15 protein-coding genes are annotated in these 22,966 nt (G+C 40.2%); 2 read left to right on the top strand and 13 right to left on the bottom strand.

Features of this window, described 5'->3' with window-relative positions; genetic code table 11:
- Nucleotides 1-2 precede the first annotated feature (2 nt).
- The 11 genes from E4S40_RS17310 to E4S40_RS15395 all read right to left on the bottom strand — a co-directional run bounded on the left by E4S40_RS17310 (nucleotide 3) and on the right by E4S40_RS15395 (nucleotide 14,703).
- Nucleotides 3-3,842 carry a sensor histidine kinase gene (locus E4S40_RS17310; protein ID WP_135076175.1) on the bottom strand — a complete coding sequence of 1,280 codons (3,840 nt, stop codon included), beginning with the start codon at nucleotides 3,840-3,842 and terminating at the stop codon, nucleotides 3-5.
- 413 nt (nucleotides 3,843-4,255) lie between these two features.
- The gene (locus E4S40_RS15440) at nucleotides 4,256-5,020 is read right to left on the bottom strand and encodes a DUF6090 family protein (RefSeq protein WP_135076172.1); all 765 of its coding nucleotides are present in this window, start codon (nucleotides 5,018-5,020) and stop codon (nucleotides 4,256-4,258) included.
- 11 nt (nucleotides 5,021-5,031) lie between these two features.
- Nucleotides 5,032-5,760 (bottom strand): DUF6090 family protein, encoded by a 729-nt coding sequence (locus tag E4S40_RS17185; protein ID WP_135076169.1) that lies wholly within the window; start codon nucleotides 5,758-5,760, stop codon nucleotides 5,032-5,034.
- Nucleotides 5,757-9,131, bottom strand: a complete 3,375-nt coding sequence (locus E4S40_RS15430; protein ID WP_135076166.1) for a sensor histidine kinase — start codon at nucleotides 9,129-9,131, stop codon at nucleotides 5,757-5,759. The genes E4S40_RS17185 and E4S40_RS15430 overlap by 4 nt, the downstream gene beginning before the upstream one ends.
- Nucleotides 9,124-9,891, bottom strand: coding sequence for a DUF6090 family protein (locus E4S40_RS15425; protein ID WP_135076163.1), 768 nt, complete (start codon nucleotides 9,889-9,891; stop codon nucleotides 9,124-9,126). The genes E4S40_RS15430 and E4S40_RS15425 overlap by 8 nt, the downstream gene beginning before the upstream one ends.
- A gap of 1 nt (nucleotide 9,892) precedes the next feature.
- Complete coding sequence (locus tag E4S40_RS15420) at nucleotides 9,893-10,687, bottom strand: DUF6090 family protein (RefSeq protein ID WP_135076160.1); 795 nt, start codon at nucleotides 10,685-10,687, stop codon at nucleotides 9,893-9,895.
- Nucleotides 10,687-11,430 carry a hypothetical protein gene (locus E4S40_RS17180; RefSeq protein ID WP_135076157.1) on the bottom strand — a complete coding sequence of 248 codons (744 nt, stop codon included), beginning with the start codon at nucleotides 11,428-11,430 and terminating at the stop codon, nucleotides 10,687-10,689. The genes E4S40_RS15420 and E4S40_RS17180 overlap by 1 nt, the downstream gene beginning before the upstream one ends.
- 1 nt (nucleotide 11,431) lies before the next feature.
- Nucleotides 11,432-12,106: a DUF6090 family protein gene (locus E4S40_RS15410; RefSeq protein ID WP_135076154.1), complete on the bottom strand. Its 675-nt coding sequence runs from the start codon at nucleotides 12,104-12,106 to the stop codon at nucleotides 11,432-11,434.
- Nucleotides 12,107-12,142: 36 nt separating this feature from the next.
- Nucleotides 12,143-12,883, bottom strand: coding sequence for a DUF6090 family protein (locus E4S40_RS15405; RefSeq protein ID WP_135076151.1), 741 nt, complete (start codon nucleotides 12,881-12,883; stop codon nucleotides 12,143-12,145).
- Nucleotides 12,884-13,639: a DUF6090 family protein gene (locus tag E4S40_RS17175; RefSeq protein ID WP_135076146.1), complete on the bottom strand. Its 756-nt coding sequence runs from the start codon at nucleotides 13,637-13,639 to the stop codon at nucleotides 12,884-12,886.
- Entirely contained in the window at nucleotides 13,636-14,703 is a 1,068-nt protein-coding gene (locus tag E4S40_RS15395; RefSeq protein WP_135076143.1) for a DUF6090 family protein, read from the bottom strand. The genes E4S40_RS17175 and E4S40_RS15395 overlap by 4 nt, the downstream gene beginning before the upstream one ends.
- 459 nt (nucleotides 14,704-15,162) lie before the next feature.
- On the opposite strand from E4S40_RS15395, the gene E4S40_RS15390 reads away from it, so the two are divergent.
- Nucleotides 15,163-19,182 carry a hybrid sensor histidine kinase/response regulator transcription factor gene (locus E4S40_RS15390; protein WP_161971816.1) on the top strand — a complete coding sequence of 1,340 codons (4,020 nt, stop codon included), beginning with the start codon at nucleotides 15,163-15,165 and terminating at the stop codon, nucleotides 19,180-19,182.
- A gap of 309 nt (nucleotides 19,183-19,491) precedes the next feature.
- Nucleotides 19,492-21,216, top strand: coding sequence for a hypothetical protein (locus E4S40_RS15385; RefSeq protein ID WP_135076137.1), 1,725 nt, complete (start codon nucleotides 19,492-19,494; stop codon nucleotides 21,214-21,216).
- A 283-nt stretch (nucleotides 21,217-21,499) separates the two neighbouring features.
- Here the strand turns inward: E4S40_RS15385 and E4S40_RS15380 are convergent, their stop codons facing one another.
- Together E4S40_RS15380 and E4S40_RS15375 are read right to left on the bottom strand one after the other, a co-directional pair.
- Nucleotides 21,500-22,213, bottom strand: coding sequence for a DUF6090 family protein (locus tag E4S40_RS15380; protein WP_135076134.1), 714 nt, complete (start codon nucleotides 22,211-22,213; stop codon nucleotides 21,500-21,502).
- Nucleotides 22,214-22,242: 29 nt separating this feature from the next.
- A complete protein-coding gene (locus E4S40_RS15375) occupies nucleotides 22,243-22,962 on the bottom strand; it encodes a hypothetical protein (RefSeq protein WP_135076131.1) in 720 nt (239 codons plus the stop codon).
- Nucleotides 22,963-22,966: the final 4 nt, after the last annotated feature.

Below are 22,966 nucleotides of genomic sequence, written 5' to 3'. Positions count from 1 at the left end.
AATCACTCCGCTAGGGGTAAAAAGATAATCATTTCAGTACCCTCGTCTTCTTTGCTTTTGACTCGTAGGTCACCGCCGTGTGCCTTGATTATATCATAGCTCAAAGAGAGACCTAGGCCAGTGCCTGAGCCCGTAGGCTTGGTTGTAAAGAAGGGTTGGAAAATTTTATCAATAATCTTTTTAGGAATTCCTCCTCCGTTATCTCTAACGCTGATTTCCACACCACCCGAGGCTAGCAATCTTGATTCAACAGTAACTTTGGGCTTAAACCCTGCAATACTTTTGCTTCGTTCTCCACAGGCGTAGAAGGCGTTATTTATTAGGTTCAAAAAGACTCTCCCGATGTCTTGGGTTACTACATTTACTTTTGGGAGATTGGGATCCAAATTAGTCTCAAAATCCGAGTAGAAAGTATTGTCTTTTGCTCTTAGTCCATGGTAGCTCAGGCGTAAAAACTCATCAGCTAAAGCGTTAAGATTGGTAGGCTTTTTATCCGAAGAACTCCCTCGGCTATGTTCAAGCATCCCTTTGACTATAGCATCTGCTCGCTTTCCGTGATGTTTGATTTTGGAAAGGTTTTCCTTGATGTTTTTTCCAATTTCTTTTGCTTCATCAAGGTCTCCGTTTTCCAGTTCATCATTCATTTCATCGATCAGCTCCTCGCTGACTTCAGAAAAGTTGTTCACAAAATTCAGTGGGTTTTGGATTTCATGGGCGATACCAGCAGTGAGTTCACCGAGGGAGGCCATTTTCTCGGCTTGGATTAATTGGGACTGGGTGGCTTTGAGCTCGGTATAGGCTTTTTCGATTTCTTTTGCCTGCGCCACTTCTCTTTCTAGACTTTGGGCGCGCTCCTTCATTCGGATTCTTCGCTTCAGTCCAGAGTAAGCCACTAAACCTACGAGTCCTAAGAAAAGACCATAGAGAGAATAGGCCCACCAGGTTTTCCACCAAGGAGGAAGTATATTGATAGTCAGAAATTTGCCTACATCATTCCAGACGCCATAGGCATTGGATGCGATAACTTTGAAGGTATAGGTTCCCGGCTCAAGATTGGTGTAGGAGGCAAAATTTCTATTGTCATAAATCCAATCCTGATCCAATCCTTCAAGCATATGAGCGTATTGGTTTTTGGAAGGATTGGCGTAGTGGAGGGCGGCAAATTCAAAACTGAGATCATTTTGATCATGTCGGAGAGTGATTGCTTCGGTGGACAAGAGATCATTTTCTAGCGGGGAGTTTTCGCCCATGTCATAGACAGAGCGATTGGAGAGTAAAAAGTTGGAAATGATCACCGAGGGTGGAACCTTATTGGATGCTACAGAAGAAAAAGTGGTGAGTCCATGATCCCCTCCAAAATAAAAGTTACCATCGGGAGTTTTTACCGCTGCTAATGAAAGGAAAGATTCCCCACCAATTCCATCATCCTCATTGTAATTGATAAATGTGACTTTGTCCAAAGCTTCATTTTGCATCATTTGAATCAGTCCGTTTTGGCTGGAAAACCACATTTCCCCATTGTCCCCAGGTAATACCGTTTCGATGAAGTTTGTAGGTAGCCCGTCCTGTTCGGTGTAGTAGGATATTTCATCGCTTTCGATATCCAAAATATTGATCCCTCCATAGGTGGCCATCCATAGCTGACCTTCATGCTCCAATACATCAAAAACCTGCCTATCGCTTAGCGTGGAAGGGTCCATTGGGTCGCTGGTATAATATTTCACAGCATTGGTCTCTGGGTCAATTCGGGTAACTCCCGCATTGGTACTGGCAACCCAGATGTATTTTTCACCGATTTCTATGTCGGAGATATTGCCATCCTGAATGACGATTTCAGCTTTTTGCTCATTGACATTTACAATTAGCGATTGAGTTTTTGTCTGATCTTCTTGCTGGAAAATAGCTATTCCATAAAGGGGTAGAAACTCGGGTTCCGGTTCATTCCAATCTCCAAAGTGGTGACTGTCATCAGAGGTATAGCGAAGGGAGTAAGACCCAGGATTTAATTCGATTTGAGCAATTTGAAGTCGGTTTTTCAGGCCTCCTCCAGCCCAAAATGAATCTTCAATGGTTTTCATCCCGATGATTGTTTCACCCAAGGAGTTTTCAAGCCAACCATAATCTGCCATACTTGCTGGATCCCCTTCCCCAACCGAGACTAGAAAGTAGGTGCCACGTTCGGTTATTTCAAAACCCTGGGTCAATTCTTCAAATGGACCTACCTGTTCGATGATCGCGATCTCTTGGTCGGTTTCAAGCCAGCTTTTTACTTTTGCTAAAATTTCTTCAGAATAGGTTTGGCTGTATTGACTGACGATTGGGTCGAAGGTCTCAACGGCAGGATTGAAAACTGCCAAGCCTCCGTTGGTTCCTACCCAAAGGTTTCCTTTTTTATCCTCCCGGATTACTCTGATTTGATCATTGGGAAGGCTATTCCCTTTGCCATCCGAATTACGCTTATAGCGTTTAAGCTCCTTTAGTGTATTTGGATCCATTTTGATCAGTCCATCTCCCCAAGTGCCGATCCAGATCGTCCCATCTTTTTGTTCATAGATAGACCGAGCTGATCCTCCAAACATGTCATTGGACGAGGCAAAATTTACCCGTTGTACTGTTTCATTGGCTTCATTGAAAATATTGATTCCTTCACCCCGTGTTCCCACAAAAATTTTCCCAGGACTGATCGTCGATGCGAATAATCCAAATGTACCCCCTGGGCTAAGGGATGCTGGATTATTTGCATCATGGCTGTAATACTTGAAGGGTTGATTGACAGGGTCATATTTAAAGAGTCCCTCAGTTCTCGATCCAATCCAAAATATCCCACTCCGGTCTATCATAAACTCGGTTAGGCGATTCGTGTAATAACCATTGGCCATTTTCCGATTTCCGGGAATAAATACTTCTGAATAGCGATCGCTATTTCCCTCAAATTTTAAGATTCCGCGATAGTTGTTTAATACCCAAATGTTCCCTTCGGAGTCCTCAACAATCGAATTTTTATAGGTTGCTATATCCTCATTGCCGCTTGGATAATTGACTATTTGACGAAGCTTATTCTTTTCTACATCATACTTGTAAATACCCTGCCGGCTGGTAATCCATAATATTCCATCCCGATCATGATAGAGTTTGGTAATGGTATTTTCTACACTGTTTAGTGTGTGTTCAATATCAAATTTTACCGGACTAAATTCGCTGGCCCCTTTGGGCAGATACATCAATCCATGGTTGGCAGACCCTCCCCAGATCCCTCCATCTCTATCCTCATATACCACGATGGATATTCCCGAATGGACAGCTGGCTTGCCATTAATATTGGCATAAGGTGCAATTTTCAAACTATCCGACTCGGTATCCAGCTGGATGATTTCAAAAGCAATGGTGGTTGCCCACACTCGTCCCTGTGAGTCCGGTAGCACCGTAATGGTCCGTCCAACACCTGCAACCTGAAACATCTCCTCAATACTGTAATTTTTGAATGTGTTTTTTGCTCGGTTGAAATAGGTGAGGCCCAGCTCATTGGCGATCCAGAGGTTTCCTTCAGCATCTTCTTCGATGTCAAATGTGGAGTTGTGTTGTGGGCTGTTTGGATTTCCAATGATGTTCCGATAGGTTTTCCAATTGTATCCATCGTAGCGCTGTACTCCATTTCCTGTACTGAACCAAAGCAGTCCATACTGGTCTTGCATCACATTCATTACTACCGGTGAAGCCAAGCCATTGGAAATAGAGATCGTTTCAAGGTTGATTTCTTGAGCCTTTACAAACAGCGAGGGAAGCAGCGTGAAAATGAATAGAAAAATGATTGATCTAGTGGGATTGAAAATAGATTTTTGCATAAATGCAGTCGTTTTGAAAAGAATTAATGTAAAAACAAGGAGCCCCCTCAAGGAATCCACAAGCTTGGTAGTCGCTTTTCCAAATGAAAACAAGAAGAAATCTGTACTAGAAGATGTCGACTGATAAAAAGGAAAGAGCTGGATCTAATTAGTTAGTCTTCAATGAAATAGTTTGGCATTCATAAAATACAAAATCCAAATTGAAATAATCTTATTTATCTCCTTGATTTTCTTGAGATTTTGAAAAAAATGCTAAAAAGCTGACAGGTCATAACTTGAAAAAGTTCAATTGGAAAAATTGAGAGGGAGAATGTAAAATACTAGAATTTTGTAGGAGGGAAGAGGAAAATAAAGTCAGGAGTTTTTGCCGGATTTTCCTAAAAAATGAGATCATAGTTTTGTATTTATATGGATCAAGGTGCCGCCTCTGTCTCTAAGCTAAGTAGGGCTTCAGTACTTAAATCTTCTAATGCTTTGAGCCAAAGTATTTCAGTGAATACTCCAAGGAAGGTCCTATGGAGATAGGAATAAGTAGACGGTTCTTGAAGAAAACTGATAAACTCAGAATCATTGACATCGAAATAGGGGTGTTTAGGCAAAGGCTGCTGATTTCCTGATCTTTGAAAGAACTCATCCAATTTTGAAAATCGTATTAAAAATTCATTCCTTTCCTCAGTGAAAACTATGTTTAGAGCTTCAGAAGCCCCCTGATAATCTTCTACGTAGGTGTCATAATTGGTAATGGACCTACTTTGTTTCTCTGACAATAAACCAAAACTTTCAGAGGCTTTAGCTGCATTCAACCTTGACCTACCAATGGATAACTTCAAAACAGGCAACATACTTGAAGATAAGCTTCTAACAGAATCTATCGAAAGACTCTTTTCTAGATTTGCAGATACTGCCATAATCTTCCTCAATTCTTTTTCGCATTTCTCCAGATAGGCACGATGTGATTTAAATTCTGCGAGGTTCGTTTTTATTTCCTCCGCTAAAGAGGCTGTGAGCTTTTTCTTCTCTATTTTCTGTTTCCGGTTTTCATTCCAGTTATTCACCTGAAGGGCTATTAGGATTCCTATTACTACAAGAAAAATTTCTCCAATAGCATAGACCAAGTAGCGAGTGACCCGGTTCTGTTGTAGAAGTTTCTGGCGAATTTTGCGGAAAAGGCTGATCATTTCATTTTTACTTAATGCATCTCAGTACTTAGATATTCATTTATCTCTTCAATCAGATTTTCTCCTCGCATCCGAGTACTCTCAAACCGTAGTTTGAAATCTTGAAAGATATAGATTTTTCCCATCAGGATATTTTGATAATCGGGATCATTGATCATCCCTTCGTAATCTTTTGGAGAAAAAGTTCTCGAAAAATTTCCCCCAGAGACACCTCTGTCTGTGTATTTTCTAAAGAAAGGTAGCCATTCGGATTTCCAAAACTCATCAAAATCTATTCGGTAAATTTCATTACCAAAATCCCACCATCTATAATAATTGTTGATTGACTCTAGTAAATCTTTACTTTGAATGATATCAATTCCGATAGATTCAATACTCCTCATTGCAGAATATCTATAATTAGCCAATGTGCCCTTGTCTGCAGAAGCAAGTGCATCATCAAATGCCTTACCTGGTGGAGGTGGGTTTTTCAATACATTTAAATATTTTAAAATGCTGTCAGATTGAGATAATTGAAATTCAAGCATAACCAAATCCTCTCTGAGATCTTTGGTAAGCTCATTCAATAATTCTCTTTCTTTAATTTTGTTTTTTCTGTCCTCATTCCAATTATTAATGCTCAGAGCGATTAAAATCCCGATCACTACCAACAAGATCTCTCCTAAGGCATAAATAAGGTATCTAGTGATCCGTTTTTGGGAAAGAAGTTTTTGACGGATTTTACGAAAAAAGGAGATCATGCTGAATTGGTTTTGAGATGAATAGAAAAAGTAGTTCCCTCTCCCTCTTTACTATCTACTTTCAGTTCCCCTCCATGTGCTTTCACGATGTCATAACTTAAGCTCAATCCCAATCCGGTCCCGATACCGGTTGGTTTGGTCGTGAAGAAAGGCTGGAAAATCTTGTCTTTGATTGAATCAGGGATTCCGTTTCCATTGTCTTTTACAGAAATTTCTATCCCATTAGTTTCAATTTTGGTAGAGACTATGACTTTTGGTTTAAAGGACTCAGCACTTCCCGCTTCTTTTTCGATCTTTCGCCTTCTGTCATCACAGGCATAAAAAGCATTGTTGATCAAATTCAGCAAAACCCTACCAAGGTCTTGAGATATCACTTCCACCATTGGGAGCTTGGAGTCAAAAATTGTTTCAAATTCTGCTTGGAAGCTTTTGTCTTTGGCACGAAGACCGTGGAAACTTAAGCGAAGGCATTCATCAGCTAGGTTATTCAGGTCAGTTAGCTCCTTTTTCCCATCTGATTTTCTACTGTGTTCCAGCATTCCTTTGACAATGGATCCTGCACGCTTTCCGTGGTGGTTGATTTTCGAGAGGTTTTCCTTGAGATCTTCGGAAATAGCTTTTATTTCGGATAGGTCTCCCTTTTCAATTTCCTCCTGAAGTTCCTCTAAGAGTTCTCCGCTGACTTCGGAAAAATTGTTGACAAAGTTCAAGGGGTTTTGAATCTCATGGGCAATACCGGCTGTGAGTTCTCCAAGAGACGCCATTTTTTCAGATTGGATGAGTTGGGCCTGAGTAGCTTTTAGATCGGCATAAGCCTTTTCGATTTCCTTGGCTTGAGCAAGTTCCCGGTCTCTTGCCTTGTCCCTTTCTTTTTTGGCAGCCCTTCGCCTTTCCTCTTGGACAAAGAATACGGCTAGTAAAATAAATACTGCAGCATAGATGGAATAAGCCCACCAAGTTTGGTACCAAGGAGGCAATACCCTAATCTTCAGAATGGTTGGCTCTTCATTCCACACACCATCTAGATTCACGGATTTTACTTCAAGAACGTAGTCTCCCGCTGGTAGATTGGTGTAAGTCAACCTTCCATTAGTGCCTGCATCTTGCCAGGTTTCATCAAATCCAAGCAGTCTGTATTGGGAAGGATTTTGTCCATTTCCTCCAAAATGAATAGAAGCAAACTCCATACTCAGCGTAGTGATCCCTGGTGGAATTAGGAGAGAGGAAAGCATGTGATTGGGCTGTTTTTCCGCTGAGTCTAAATAGGATTGATAGTTTTCTCCATCAAGTCGAATTTCCTTGAAGAGTATTTGGGGTGAATAGGGATTGGTTTTGATTTGATCTGGATGAAAAATATTTGCACCACTTGTTCCCGCAAAGTAAATTTTTCCAGAGGCACCTCGATGGTTCAACCTCTCAAAGCGTAAGGATTGAAGTCCGCGTTCATAGCCAAACTTTCGGAAATTGCCTGATTCGGGGAAGTATTGAAGTATGCCATCAGATGTTGCCAAGTAAATATTTCCCTGATCATCATAACTGATAGCTCGGATCTCTATATCAGGGAATTCAGTCTCTTTGAAATCTACCCAGTGGATGAATTTTTCATAGGTCAAATCGGTATATCCAAAACCATCCGAAAGAGCAATCCAAACTCTATTTTGATTATCAACTACAGGCCTTGATTGAAAGTAGGTTATTGTTTTTTCACTGAATAATTCATGAATTTTAAATTGTTTTGTTTTGGTGTCGATTGTGAATAGTTTTTCGATTGAATCTTCTGTGGTACCTACTAGCTTTCCATTAGGATCAATGAAATTTCCTCGCAGTCTTTCATATTTCGATCCTGGATCGATAAGGGAGAATTGTTCTGTTTCTGGATCAAAAACATCAATGCCGCTCGAATGACTGATCCAAAGTTTTCCTTGGGGGTCTTCCATAATGTTAAAAATCCAGTCAGAGGAGAGTGAATTTGGATCAGACGGGTCATGTTTGTAGCGAATAATCCGATCAGACCCAGGTGATATACGATTAAGACCTCCACTGCTTTGGCCTGGGGAACCTGTACCCACCCAGAGGGTTCCATCAGATGAGACAAAAATTTCCCAAGCGTATGGGTGGCTTAATTCTTTTGAGATAGTCTTGCCAATCGGAGAATTTGAATCTCCAGACCCTATGCGCTCTAAAATGGTTTTTCCGTCTTTAGAAAAATGAATTAATCCCTTTTCCATAGAGGTTCTAGCTCCTACCCAAAAGGTCCCGTCCCACAATTCATAGGCTGATAAAATATCTGCGATTACTTTACCGTTTTCATCTCGGAGCAAGCCAAAGTCTGATTGGTATAAATTGAGCAAACTGATTCCGTAGGAAAACCTTGTAGCCCACAAAACCCCTTGGCGATCTATGAATAAATTACAACCATGATTACTCTCCATGGGTAAGAGTCCTCTGGAATTATTGATTTCAGAGGATATAGTTTCCATCTCTCCAGTCTCGAGATCTATCTTACTAATGGAATTTATTTGGTTGAGCCACAGATAATGATCTTGAAGCTTGTAAGAATTATCATTTTCAAAACCTTTTTCTTTTAAAATTTCAGGCTGACTGACTTTGAAAAACTCCCATTCTTCTCCAGGATTTGACCTTTTTGCAAAACCATTGGGATTTAAAATAACCGTTCCTGTTTCACCATAAGGGAATACAATCGTTGGATAGTTTTGAGAATATTTCTGTCTATCAGGGCTGTTTTTGTCCAAGGGTAAATCTTCATAACTGTATTCTCCTTCGGGGGATCGAGTGCCTAAAAAAAGTTCTCCTTCAATATTTAATAGGAAATTTAACCGTCCGTCATTTCCCACATTCATTTCTCGAATACCCCCTTCTTTTTGTCCTCCCTCCAGTTTGAAAGTATTGGAAATAGGATCAAAACGCTTGATCCCAATACTTGTACCCACAAGGACATTTTTGTTTTCAAGAATCCTGATATCTAGGAACCTGATATTCTCATCCACGTCTTGGAATAAGTTAATTTCTTCAGTTTCCGGATCAATATATCCTATATCCCCATCCTCAATGGAAACCCAAACTCCTCCAAATTGATCTGCCTCTACATAGCGTCCTGAATAAAAGAATCTTTCAAAGTTCTTACCGTCAAAGCGGTAAACGCCATCCCAAGTTCCTAACCAAATAAATCCAAATGAGTCTTGGGCGATGTCTGTTACAGAGGTGGTGGGGAGCCCATTTTCGGGAGTAAGGTTATTGAAAATGTAATTTTGAGCCTTAGAAGTAAAAACAAAGCCTATAAAAAAAAGAAGGAACAAGCCAGATACTAGACTATTTTTTAAAAATCGGATTTGGAGTTTTTCTTTAGTCATTTAATGAAATTTTCTTTTCCTCCTCGATCAGCTCAAGGATGTAATTAAGCCGGGGTCTAAATATTCGGTCTTTATAACCGGCTTCAAGAACACTTTTTTGGATAATAATTTTCAGAAGATACTGAATTTCAGGATCATTTGACATGGCTTCAAGATCAAATTTGACAGAAGCATATTTTCTTGATTCATTATCCGTGATGTTCACATCCCCAAAATCGGGATCCATATATTTCAAGATGCGCTCAGAGTATTGTTGGATGGGTTCTTTGTTTCCATCTTCTATTCTGTAACTGTATTCGAGAAATGTTTGGTAGTCAGCCATCCGCCTTTTCAGATCTTTGTTCTCGATCAGGCTTAAAGTTCCAGAGGATTTCATTTCCTCATAGGTAGGAAGGGTTGGGTTAAAATAATGAACAAAACCAGCTCTTTCCAGAGCGAAGACTGTTTCTACACTGTCCACTTGAGAGGGGAGTTGCTCAAGCATGGCTAATAGAGTTCTTGCATATTTCTCTCTGTTGGCTATAAAATCCAGCAAAATATTCAGCCTATTCTGATTTTCTTCAAATTCAGTTTTTAGACTTTCTAGGAGGATAGCCTTTTGTTTTTTTTGTTTCCTCTCCTCATTCCAGTTGTTGACCTGAAGGGCCAGTAATATCCCGATCATCACTAAAGCGATTTCACCAATGGCATAGAGGATATAGGAACGAACTTTATCCTGCTCAACCAGTTTTTTTCGGATGGTGCGGAGGAAACGCAGCATATCAATCGGAATTTATTGTGGCTATAAAGTCTTTTGCCTGCAAAATGAGTAGTAATCTGGATCGCTTTAGTTCAAGCCGATGTGCTAATTTGTATTTAAGCACTCCATCTTCTCTGAACTCTTTGAAAAGGACCTCGTAGGTATCTTCTGACCATAAGTTAGGCCGTACCTTGAGAGAATCTTTCAAAGTATTGTCCAAAAAAACATGCTGGTATCTTACGGCTATGTGTTCATTAATTGATTGACCAAGCAGATATTCTTCATTCATCAGCTCATTAATACGTGGCACGGAATAGTTATACAATGCATCTAACCGGCGCGTCAACCTCTTATCCTGTATGATAGATAAAGACCCATCACTTACTGCGGCATTGTACACATCCATCCTCGGATCAAAGAATTGAGAATAGCCTGACATATTGAAGATGGGTGAAAAGTTGCTCTCCTGAAACGGTCTGAATTCGCCCTTGATAAGATCAAAAGTCAGATCTGGCCACTTTTTTAGCATGAGTTCAAGTACAGATATGTTGGTTTCCTCTGCCTCTATAAAAGTATCTGCAAGCTCACTGGCTAGTGTTGCTTCTTCTTTAAGACTAGCAACTAAGATCTGTTCCTTAGATCTTGTTTTGTTATTCTCATTCCAGTTATTCACCTGAAGGGCAATCAAAATCCCGATCACCACTAAGAAGATCTCCCCGATAGCATAGGCTAAATATCGGGTTATCCGGTTCCCTGCCTTGCCGGCAGGCAGGTGTTGAAGGAGTTTTTGACGGATTTTGCGAAAGAATGAGATCATTAATTGAGCTTTTCTAGTTCATCTACCAATTCATCTCGTAGCTTAACGGCAGATTCATTTAAGTCTCGGGTAAACATCATATGGTGAGACCATTGCACTGAAAATTTTGAGAGATAATTCAACAACTTCGGGTCATCAGCCATCTCTTTAAAATTTGCCTTTATTCGTATTTCCAGATAGTCAGTGGATACTAAACTTGTGTCTGGAAAGGAACGAATATATTGATCTATATAAAAAACCTGTTCTGCGGCGTGATGCCCCATTAAGACAAAGATTTCATCAGCTGATAAGATTTCTTGCTCGAATTGTATGAGCTTTTTTCTTAAATCAAGATTGTCCATTAACTCAAGCTCACCATTACTTCTCATTTCTGTAATGGTCGAAATTGAGGGGTTTCGATAGGGTACTTGATAGTACAGATGAAGTGTTCTTTCAAAAATTCGGATTTTGTCTTCGGGGAGCTCTTTGGCTTCTAGCATACCAATGGTCTGCAAAATCAATTTTCTGGCCCATGCTGATCGATTGATTTGCTCTCCAGTTTCGTTTATGAAAATATCCAGATCTTCAATGATACGCTCATGATAGCTTTTAGCCTTCTTTTTGTTCAAACGTTCTTGGTTCCAATTATTGACTTGCAGCGCAATCAATATTCCAATTACAACAAGAAAAATTTCACCGATAGCATACTTGAAGTATTTGGCATTCAGGTTATTCCTTCTAAGTTTTCTTAAAAAATTCAACATATTATTCTCTTGACTTGAGTTCTGTTCGGATCATTTTCAAAAGCTTTTGATTCATCGAATAAATTTCCTTGTAATTATTAGTATAGAATCTACTGTCATTACGAACGTAATCGAGTGCCACCATAAAGTCTGAGCTATTCAAAAGTCTATCATAATCAGCTGGATGTGCTCCATCTTCGCCCCAACTAAAGGAGTTAAAATACTTAGGGTAAATTGTTGTTCTGAAATAAACAGGTAAATCAAATTCCTGACCTACTTCTTCAATGTTTTTTAAGAAGTGATAATAGTCAGGTAATTGAAGTCTCAAGCTATCGTTACGAATTAAATTCAGTCCTGCTAAGGTTAGGCTTTCATAAGCTGCATAACTGAATTGGGTGTTAAAAAGGAAAGATACTCTTCCAAAACTGGTATCCAGTGTGTCGTGATACGCTTTTCGTTGAGAGAAATGTGCCCTGATCCCCTCTGCAATTCTGGACTGTCTTTGCATTCTTGCAATGGCATTGTTCAGTAGGAGACTATCTTCTTTCATGCTCACTTCAACCTCTTTGAGAAGTTTTAATTCGAGCAGACTCGATTTTCTTTCCTCATTCCAGTTATTAATGCTTAATGCTATCAGTATACCAATAACCACCAAAACAATCTCACCCAAAGCATATTTAAAGTACTTGGTATTCATATTTTTTCGTCTGAGTTTTCGGAGGAAGTTGAGCATCTACTTATTTAATTCGTCATTTATTTTTCTCAGTAAAAAATTGAGTTCCTCAATTACCGCATTGGTGTGCTGGATTGTCCAAGAGGTCCTCCTTTCCGCATTTCTTAATACTTCTAGAAACAAAGGATCATATATGATGGATGGGTCTGGGTTTGGGCGATCAATGATTACCTCGTCATCTACCAGTTCATAGGTCATATCATCCATTAATTGGGCTAAGCGGTCATCATCACGTTCAACTCTATCTTGAGCTGTTTGAATTAAATCTCTATTTCTAGGAAAAATAAAGTCATAAAAGCGAACGATCTGATACCTCAGTGAATCATTGCTGATCTTTTCGACTCCCATAGATTTAAGACTCTCATAAGGACCTAAATTCATCCTAAAATTTTGCCCATAGGCTAACCTTGACCAATGGTATCTTAAGGAGTCAGTGTCTCTATTCACTTTTTTAAGTAAGTCGCTGAAATAGTCAATTGCGTCTAATTCTGCTTGATTTCGATTACCTAATAAGTGATTTTCAATGTAATTAAGATCAGCTTTTAGGGTGCTTTGAAGTTCACCAAGCATTTTAACTTCAAAATCTCGTGCTTTTTTTTGATCGTTCCAGTTATTGATACTCAATGCGATCAAAATACCTATTACGACCAGCACAATTTCGCCGACAGCATAAGCAAGGTATCGGGTTAGGCGATGTTGCTGGAGCATTTTTTGGCGGATATGTCTGAAAAATCTGAGCATTTAATTGATTCTTGAGATGATTTCTTGCTTAAGGGAAGACATTTCTTGATTCATTTGATCGATATGGCCTGCTAGATTTCTATAAAATATCAGCTTGCTTCTTAATTGATTATCAAAATACTGATTATTGACATAAGCACTTCTATTGATAGAAATCTCAATTTCAGGCATTGCAATTCCCCTGATGGAGTCCATACTATTAATGACTAAGAAGTTTTCAATTTGATAGGGCATCAAATAATTTATCCAGGTATTACTCGCCCTTTCCAGGTAAAAATCATAATAATCTAAGGACTCACCTAGGTTAAGTATTTCTTTTTTGAATTGCTGATCTTCAATATGTTCTAATATACCAGCAGAAACTAAATCATTATATACCAACCGTTCAAGTATGGATAAATACAATGGATTAATATGGGAATTTAAAGCTTTGACAATCGCTTCATCACTCAGAGAATCTTCATATGTGGGCTTTAGGAGCCGCATGGTTTGGATAGTTCCTTCGATATTTTTATCGAGATAATTCAGGTTATAAGACAGTTTTTCCTCATTGGTCTCTATTTCGTCAACTAAAGATCTTAGGTAAGTTGAAGTTCGCTTGGTGATTTTTCTTTCTTCATTCCAATTGTTGACCTGTAGCGCAATCAGAATACCTATGACTACCAAGATGATTTCACCAATAGCATAAAGCAGGTATCGAGTGATTCGATTTTGCTCCAAGAATTTTTGACGGATTTTGCGGAAGAAAGAGATCATGGCGTTAAAGGAATAAACTCGTAAGTTTTATCAGTCATATTTAAAACAATTCGGTACTTCCCAGCAGGCACCTCTAGATTTGGGCCTTGCCAATACATATATCCTTTTGGGAATGTATTCCCTCCCCAGTTGCGGTTCCAAGTCTGATTTTCCCGGAATTTAATCTGGCCTCCGGGTAATTCTATTTCAGCCTCCCAAATATTGGGGTCCTCTGATTTTCTTTCAAATGGGACATCTGTACCCCAATCTTGGTGAGGGGAGCCCTCGCCCACTAAGCCCAGGTTTTTGTATAGCAACTTGACATGGGGAAATTGCCTTTTGATTTGGGTTTTCAGAGTTTCTCCTAGTTCGCGCACGTGAAAAGCATCAGCTGTATAGCTATCATGAAGGACCGCTGCTTTGATCAAAGCAGCCCTAACCTCTGGGTCGTTGATCATTTCCTGGCTTCTCAAAATCTGATCTTCAGTAAAGACACCTGGCATTTCTAAAAATCTTTGATTTAAAGCAATTCCAAAGGTCAAATCTGGTGTGGGGATGGTTTCCTTCAAAAGCAGCTCTTTGAGGAGCTTTTCAGATCGATTGAATTCCAAATTGGCCATCGAGGCATACTCTGTCAAATCTCTAGCGAGTAATATCTCATCTGGGTTTCCGGGTTTTACTTTCAGATTTTGGAGAAAGAAGCCCGTGCTGGTTTGGAAGGGACTTGGTTCCGCTTCCTCATAATTCAGTATCCCTGGGATATGCGAGGGAGCCAAAAGTTCCGGACGATTATACAAGGTGTCTATGTATAGATTTTGCTGCATGAAATGATACTCCAAGAAAAGTAGCTCCTGGATTTCCACATCCAAGACATTGTAGATCTGCTCGATGGTGACAGCAAATTCCTCCTGACGCTTTCGTTCCTCATTCCAATTGTTGACCTGCAAGGCGATCAGAATACCTGCCATTACCAAGATAATTTCGCCCACAGCGTAGGTCAGGTACCGGGTCACTCGGTTCCCTACTTTACCGGTAGGCAAGTCTTGAACAAGTTTTTGGCGGATTTTTCTAAAAAATGATATCATTTTAGTTCAGCAATTGAGAGATAAGTGAAACACTAAAAATTTTCAGTTTAAACCAGCCGATTAATCTTTGAATAACGGCGAGCAAATGAGTCACTGGATTTTCTTCGAGGAGTTTCTGACGGGTTTCCCGGAAAAATTGAATCATAAGTGGGTAAGAAGTTAATTCAGAGGCAACTAGTTGCATAGCTTTAAGTAAGTTAAGGGAAAAAAGGGATATATCTTGATGCTGGATTTTTGGAGCCTTCTAGATTTAGGGTTTCTGATTTTGATATGGTGTTTCTTCCAAAATACCAGCGCGGTTTTTTTATTTTCACTATTCTTTTTTTTATTAAAAATAATAGGGCTAAGTTGTTGATTGCTAATTGTTTTAAATAGATGAGAAGCGCTAGGTTTTTTTTTCTAATTATTTTTTTCTTAAAGTCTTTACTTACGACTGGTCAGGAGGTTAAAATCACTCCAGTGCCTTTTATTTTTGATCCCTCCTTCAGTATTATTTCAGGGATGTGTCAGGACGAAAATGGCTTTATCTGGCTCGCCAAGACCTCTGATGGTTTAATTCGCTTTGATGGGACTAACAAAAAATATTATAGGCCCAATCCCAATGACAGTAGCGCACTACACTTAGATCAACTCGAATGTATCGCAGCTGGAAAAGGAGGGGAGATTTGGATTGGAAGCATCGTCGATGGTTTAGATCGATTTGATCCTAAGTCCGAATCTTTCACTCATTATAGGAAGGAACCAGAAAATCCCAACAGTCTTCGAAGTAACAGAATATATTCCTTATTGGTGGATCGCTCAGGGACCTTATGGATCGGTACAGACGTAGGAGTAGATACATTGGATAGAGAGACTGGGAATTTCGTCCAAATCAAGGTTGACAGTCCTAATGGTCGAATGCTTCAAAAGGCATTTATCCGGAGCATTTATGAAGACAGTTCAGGAGTAATTTGGATAGGTGCTGGTAATGCCTTCGATCGCACAGATTCTCCTTCCTCTGGTCTATACCGCGTAGTAAAAAACACCGGTGTGATAACCCATTTCAAACATGATCCTGCAGATCCTAATTCCCTTATTGGAAATCGTGTAAAAGCAATATTTGAAGATAGTAAGGGCAATTTTTATATAGGTTCGGATGGAGATGGACTTCACCTGATGGACCGGGAAATAGGAAAGTTTCAAAGGCTTATTAATATTCCTGGCAATCCCAATGCTCTTTCCCGTCCGCCAATTAATGACAGAGCTTCTTTTGCAGTTGATCACATCACTTTCATCAACGAAGATGCCGAAGGTGGTATTTGGATTGGAACTTATGCGGGGGGTATAAACCGGTATGACCCCAAATCCAAGAAAATGGCGTTTTTTGGTTCAACTGGTGAGGAGTCCCAATACCACGATAATAATGGCTACTGGACCTCACTCAAAACAGATGATAATTTGATTTGGATTTCTTCCTGGCTACCTGAAAATGAGAATCAAGTGCTCTATAGGGTCTCTACGTTACAAGAGAATTTTGAATATTTTAAAACTGGACCAAGAGCGGTCTTTTTTGGTGAAGATCAGGAAAAAGGTATCTGGGTTGGCACCTCGCAGGGTGTTTTTGGTCATGAATTGGAAACATCAGAGGATAGTTTTTTTAGTTTCGTACAGAGGACCATTGGCAATGACATTTTACGGGCACTGAAATTTGATCAGGAGGGGAATGTTTGGATAGGTACGAGTTCGAGAGGCTTATTTTTTTTCGATAGAGCTACAAACACTTATCAAAACTATGGAAGGAAAGATGCAAGTAAGGAAGGCTTAATCTCACCCATTGCCAATGCCATACTGCCAATCAGAGGAGGAAACGCATGGATAGCCACAGGTGGGGGACTTAATTTTTTTGAATCGAAAAGTAGGACTTTCAGGGACTATAGGCATGATCCAACTGATTCGACCAGCCTAAGCTCGGGCAATGTCATCAGTCTGGCCCAAGATTCAAAAGGTCAGATTTGGATTGGCACGAGAAATGGAATCAACTTACTTCAAGATGATTCAGGGAAATTTAAAAGATACTTAGATGGCTCCGAGATTTCAATACTGGGAATTTATGAGGACGAGAAAGGAAGAATTTGGGCCGGATCTTATCGTTCAGGATTTTTTTTATATGATCCGGAAGAAGATCGATTTAATCCTTACTATGACAATACGGGGCTGATTACCGATTTACTCAGGATTACCGGGCTGGTAGAAGATGACTCTGGCTTCCTTTGGTTATTTACAGATATTGGATTTATCCGCCTCAATCCCGAAACGAATAATGCGGCTTTGTTTGGAAATAGCTGGAAAGAACCCAGTCAAGCAGGCTATTTTTCTTTTGAGCCATTCATCTCTACACAAAAGGAGATTTTTGTTGGTAATGATGAGGGTTATTTTTCATTTCATCCAGACAAACTAGTAAGTCAATATTCCGTCGCTCCCATTCCATACTTAACCTCATTTCTTTTGGGAGAGCGAGAAATCTCTGCGAGAACAGATCCAAAGATTTTACCCAAAAGTCTTTTGGAAACTTCTGAAATTCAACTCGCCCATAATCAGAATACCTTTTCTTTCCAGTTTGCCAGTATTGATTTTGTGACTTTGGAACCAGATAAAAATCTTCGTTACCAACTCGAAAATTATGATCAAAATTGGAAGAATGGCAATACCCACCAAGCAGAGTATTATTCTTTGCCTCCGGGTGAGTACGTCTTCCATATCCAGGCAACCAATCGATTTGGGGTCGTAGGGCTTAAATCTATTTCAGTTGAGATTTTACCTCCATGGTTTACCCAATGGTGGGCATGGCTGGGGTATGGCTTAGTGTTCTTTTTGCTCCTTTTCGTTATTTATAGCTTTTTGTTGAGAAGAAAACTGGCCCAGGCTGAAGTGATCCAGCTAAAGGAATTGGATCAGTTTAAAACCAGAATCTACACCAATTTGACTCATGAATTCCGGACCCCCTTAACTGTAATCACAGGGATTTCAGACTATATATTGAGTCACCCGACGGTGGAAAATTTAAGGGATGGATTGCCTATGATCAAGCGGAATGGTGTCCAATTATTAAGGCTGGTCAACCAGATGCTGGATTTGTCCAAACTTCAGTCTGGGGTTTTAACTGCAAAAATGATCCATGATGATATTTTGGAGTATTTACACTATTTGACAGAATCCTTTCACTCATATTCAGACTCCAAGGATATCCGCTTACACTTTTTTACAGACTTAAAGACCTTGCATATGGACTTTGATCCGGAAAAAATTCAAACCATTTTTTCTAACCTCTTAGGCAATGCGATCAAATTCACTCCATCCGGTGGAAACATCTACCTCAAGGTGGAAAAAATCAAGGCTAAAGAAGGAGAAGATATGCTTGAATTGAATGTTATCGATACAGGTAAAGGAATACACTCTGAACATTTATCGAGGATTTTTGACCGATTTTTTCAGGTGGATGATTCCGCCACCAGAACTGAGGAAGGTAGTGGAATTGGATTGGCACTTACCAAAGAACTCGTCGAACTCATGGCAGGAACTATTGAGGTCAGCAGTCAGCTTGGAAAAGGTTCAGAATTTACCCTCAGGCTACCCATCCGAAACCATGCTCCCAAAGGTTCTGCGGTGGAATTGACCCAAAACTTAAAGCCTTTTGTCAAGGATACACTAAAAGCCTCCGCTATTGGGGTGGAAGAAAATTACGATGAAAGCCTTCCACTCGCATTGCTTATCGAAGACAATGAGGATGTTTTAGGCTATTTGGAACTTTGCCTCAGGGGAAACTATCGTATTCAAAAAGCAAGAAATGGTCTTCAGGGAATTCACTTGGCTATTGAAATAATCCCGGATATTATCGTCTCTGATGTAATGATGCCAGAAAAGGATGGCTATGAAGTAGTGGAAAGGTTAAAAGACGATGAACGAACCAGTCATATCCCTATCATCCTACTTACCGCTAAGGCAGACATGGACTCCCGATTGGCCGGGTTGGAAACAGGAGCCGATGCTTACCTGACCAAACCTTTTAATAAAAATGAATTGGAGATTAGGCTTCGTAAATTGATAGAGGTCCGACAAAAACTCATTTCCAGATATGAAGGTCTGAAGACCCTACCCGAGCCAAAGACATCATCTGAATTGAAAGAGGACACCTTCCTTAAAAAAATCCGAGATCTCGTAGAAAGTGAAATAGGAAATGAAGAATTTGGCATCTCGGAGATTTGCAAAATGCTAGGGGTCAGCCGGACCCAGCTTCATCGCAAACTGAAGGCCTTGACTAATAAATCAACCTCTCAGGTGATCCGAACCATTCGTATGCAGGAGGCCATGAGACTTTTAGAAAATTCTAGTTTAAACATTTCTGAAATCGGCTATGCAGTCGGATACAGCAATCCCAGCCATTTTACACAGGAATTTATCAAAGAGTTTGGGCAGGCACCTAGCTTTTATAGAAAAGGCTAACACTGCTTTGAATTCACTAGATCGAAGCATTTGATTTAAAGGATGCAAGCCTCCCGTTTTTCCTCAAGTCTGTATTATCTACATTTTTTTTGATTTGAAACCATGTCTAATACATTTGAAACAATAGCTAAGGCCGATTTTTTTATTTCTACATACTTTTCAAAAGTAAATAACTCATTGATCTGGGACTACCTTTTAGGCTTTTAGTCGAATATGTTTTTCCATAAAGATGAGCTTTAAAGTCCCCGAAGGGGCTAATTCTTCAAAAAGCTTTTTTAAACATTTTATCCATTAAAACCCCAAAAAATTATGAAAAGTAACCGATTTTCCATTTTTAGCCTATTAGCGGTTTTGGTTAGTATGACTGCATGTTATGAACTGGAGCAACTTTCCAACTTGAACGCGAAAAAAAAGAGTACCCAGACACTTGTTAAAGAGATTGCCACTGGCTCACCCTTAAAGGGTGCCAATGGTATCAACTTTGGACCTGATGGCAACCTTTACATCGGAACAGTGAATTCGCAGGAAATTATCGTGATGAATAGTCAGAACGGTAAAATCTTGAATCGACTTGGACCAAATGAAGGGGTGACTACACCGGATGATTTGGCATTTGGACCGGATGGGTCTTTGTATTGGACAGATATTTTTACTGGATTTGTAAAGCGAAGGACTCCGGATGGAGTAGTGACCGAGCAGTTTGTGGCACCTGGGGTTAACCCAATTACGTTCTCAGAGGATGGTCGATTGTTTGTAGGGCTTTGCTTTCTGGGTGACGGATTGTACGAGCTGGATCCCGACTTCAATGATCCACCAAGACCCATCATCGTTGCTGCCGAGGAAAACTTTTTTTTCCCTCTTGCATTTTTAAATGCATTTGATTTTGGTCCTGATGGAAAATTGTACGGACCTCAATTTGCAGGTGGGAAAGTGATCCGGGTGAACGTAGGAGGGCCAGGGACTCCTCCTTCCACCAAACCCTTTGAAGATGGAACTGCCGAAATCGTGTCAGAAGGCTTTACTGTACCCGTAGCAGCGAAGTTTGATTCCAAAGGAGTTCTGCATGTATTGGATCAATCTACAGGAGAGGTGTTTAAAGTAAATACCGAGACCGGAGAAAAAACACTCCTTGTCAAAATTCAAACTGGTCTTGATAACCTAGCCTTCGACTCCGAGGGCTCCCTATTTATTTCAAATGCGGATTTTGGTTCAATAGTAGAAATTCTACCTAGTGGACAGCCTCGCACGGTAAGTGGAGGAGGAATGATCGGGCCCATGGGCTTGGCTGTTTTGCCGAGGGCGAATAAGCAAGATGCTTTGTTTGTTGCGGACTTGTTTCGATTGAGACAATTCAATGGGCTCAACGGTAAGGAGGAAATGATGTATAAAGGCGATTTGCTCGGAAACCCGGATAATCTGACGACTCCTTTCACCCTTTCGGCAGACGGGGAGAATCTGATCGTTTCTTCCTGGTTTGCCGGTGTGGTTCAGGTTTGGAATCCACAGACTGATAAGGTACTTCAGATTTTTGAGATACCTAGTGTTCCTGTCGATGCTATCCGATTCAAAGATGATATTGCTGTGTCCGCTTTGCTCGTCGGTAACGTGGTCCGTGCAAGTGACCAGTCACCTATATTTCCGGGAGGGACTCTAATTGTACCAAGCGGATTGGCAACTGATGGAGAAACTTTATGGGCGGCCGATTTCGCTACCGGAACCATCTGGCAGCTAGGACCAGACAACATCCCAGTAACACTAGCAACTGGATTTAAAGGCCCTGAAGGATTGGCTTGGGATAAAGAAGGAGGATTGTTAGTTGTGGAATCTGAGGCTTCTCGATTATCGCGCGTTGACTTGGTAACAGGAGTAGTAACCACTGTAGCTGATGGACTCAAACTGAGTGCTGCTCCCATTAATTTAGATAATCTTGTGACTCCATCTTATTGGTTTGATGGGGTGGCTGTCGGCCAATCGGGAGATATTTATGTTTCCGGTGGCGGTAAGAATGTGATTTACCGCATCTCAACAAATTAAGAACAAGCTCATTGACTGAATTTTTTAAGCTAAACGGGTGACCACTCCTCCTTTTCCATTCGGAAGAGGGGGAGTTTTTTTCTTCGATAATTTTCAGAATTCCTTTCTGGGTGCAAGTATTTTTTAGGATTAAAAATCCTTTTATCCTGCTTCGTCTGAATGAAGACTTAGGTAATTAAACCACAGGCTGTTTCTGAAAAAGCATCCCCAACAGTATAGGCGAGGTAGCGAGTGATCCGATTCTGAGCAAGTAGTTTCTGGCGGATTTTTCTGAAAAAAGAAATCATTGAAGATGGGCTTTAATTTGAGATTTAAGAGAGGAAATTTCTTGTAAGGCGGCATACATTCTATTGATAGATCCTTCCCGGTTGTCCTGAAACATCTTGAATAGCACGATGTGCTGTTGGTTTTCCATAAAAGTCTTCAAGTCTCTTGGCTCCATTCGATCATCATAGTCAAAGTCATTAAACTCCCTCTTTGCCAAGGGAATCCAGTCTTCATTGAAGGAGCCTTCCACGTCAGAAAGTGACTGATAGACCTTGAAAAGGATTTCATCATAATAATTGATCAAATCAACCTGAAGAGTTTTATCAGAGAGCATGTCCATTCCTTTGGATTTCAATACCTCGAACCCACTGGTTTGAGATTTGAAGCGCTCAAATCGGATCACTTTTGCCATCCAAATATTGAGTGTTTCATCAAAGACTCCCTGATTTACCCGATTCAGAATAGAATCCGTGATTTGATTTGCCAAAACTGCTTTTTGGTATTCTTGGGTAATCAATACTGAATCCCGGGTAAGATTTTCGCTAATGAGGGATAGAATCTCTTTTTCAAAAACCTTGGTCTTTCGTTCCTCATTCCAATTGTTCACCTGTAAGGCAATTAGGATTCCTATGCTGACCAAGATGATCTCTCCTACAGCATAGGTCAGGTACCGGGTCACTCGGTTCTGGGAAAGAAGTTTTTGGCGGATTTTTCTGAAGAAGGAGATCATAGGCTTTCCGAGTAAAGAAAAAGCTTTAATTAAGGGAGTTCATATTCTTTGTGAATCAATTCCAATAAATCTTCAGCATCTTTCCTTAGGGATGCTGCGCGCACACTATTTCCAAGGCACATTTTTGATAAATAATGAATCTGAAAAGCGAGTTCATTTAGGGTTTGAAAATCATCCGTGACCAGTTGTGGATTAGTTGTAGGAACTACAAAGTTCAACCCTTCATCCATCGTAGCATTCAATGCTTGGGAGTTGAAAACCTTGCCACCCATTTCCCGGAATGTGGATTTGGTTCGGGTGTCGTTTTCGTCCCACTCATGGAGCACAATTACTTTCTTTTCATACTTGAGTAAATCCTCGACGACAAGTCTTTTTTTGATCAGGCGGAGGTTTCCGGCATTTTTTAATTGCTGAATGGTACCATCTGAGTATACAAATGGACTATCATTAAAGACCTGTCTGGCTAAGAAATAGATTTCGTTTCCCAACAAATGTTTTTCCTCGGAGACTATCATGTTTGCCAAGGAGTCCATTAGGTGGGATTTGTTCTTTTTAAAAGTAATGTAGGTGTTTAGGCTTGCGGTGTCGGATTTTAGGTCTTCTACCAAGGAAAGGATGTATTCCTTTTCTATCGTTTTGTTGCTTAAAGATTCCCGGTAATTCTCAGCGAGAAACCCACAGAATACTGCTAAAAAGAGAAGGAAAAAGTCCTTCAAATTTCCCCACCAAGGAGTTTTTTTCTTTTTCATCTAA

The sequence above is a fragment of the Algoriphagus kandeliae genome (assembly GCF_004571135.1).
GTDB classification, from domain to species: Bacteria; Bacteroidota; Bacteroidia; order Cytophagales; family Cyclobacteriaceae; genus Algoriphagus; species Algoriphagus kandeliae.
Note: the sequence above shows the minus strand (reverse complement) of the source record. Positions and strands in the feature narration are given on the sequence as shown.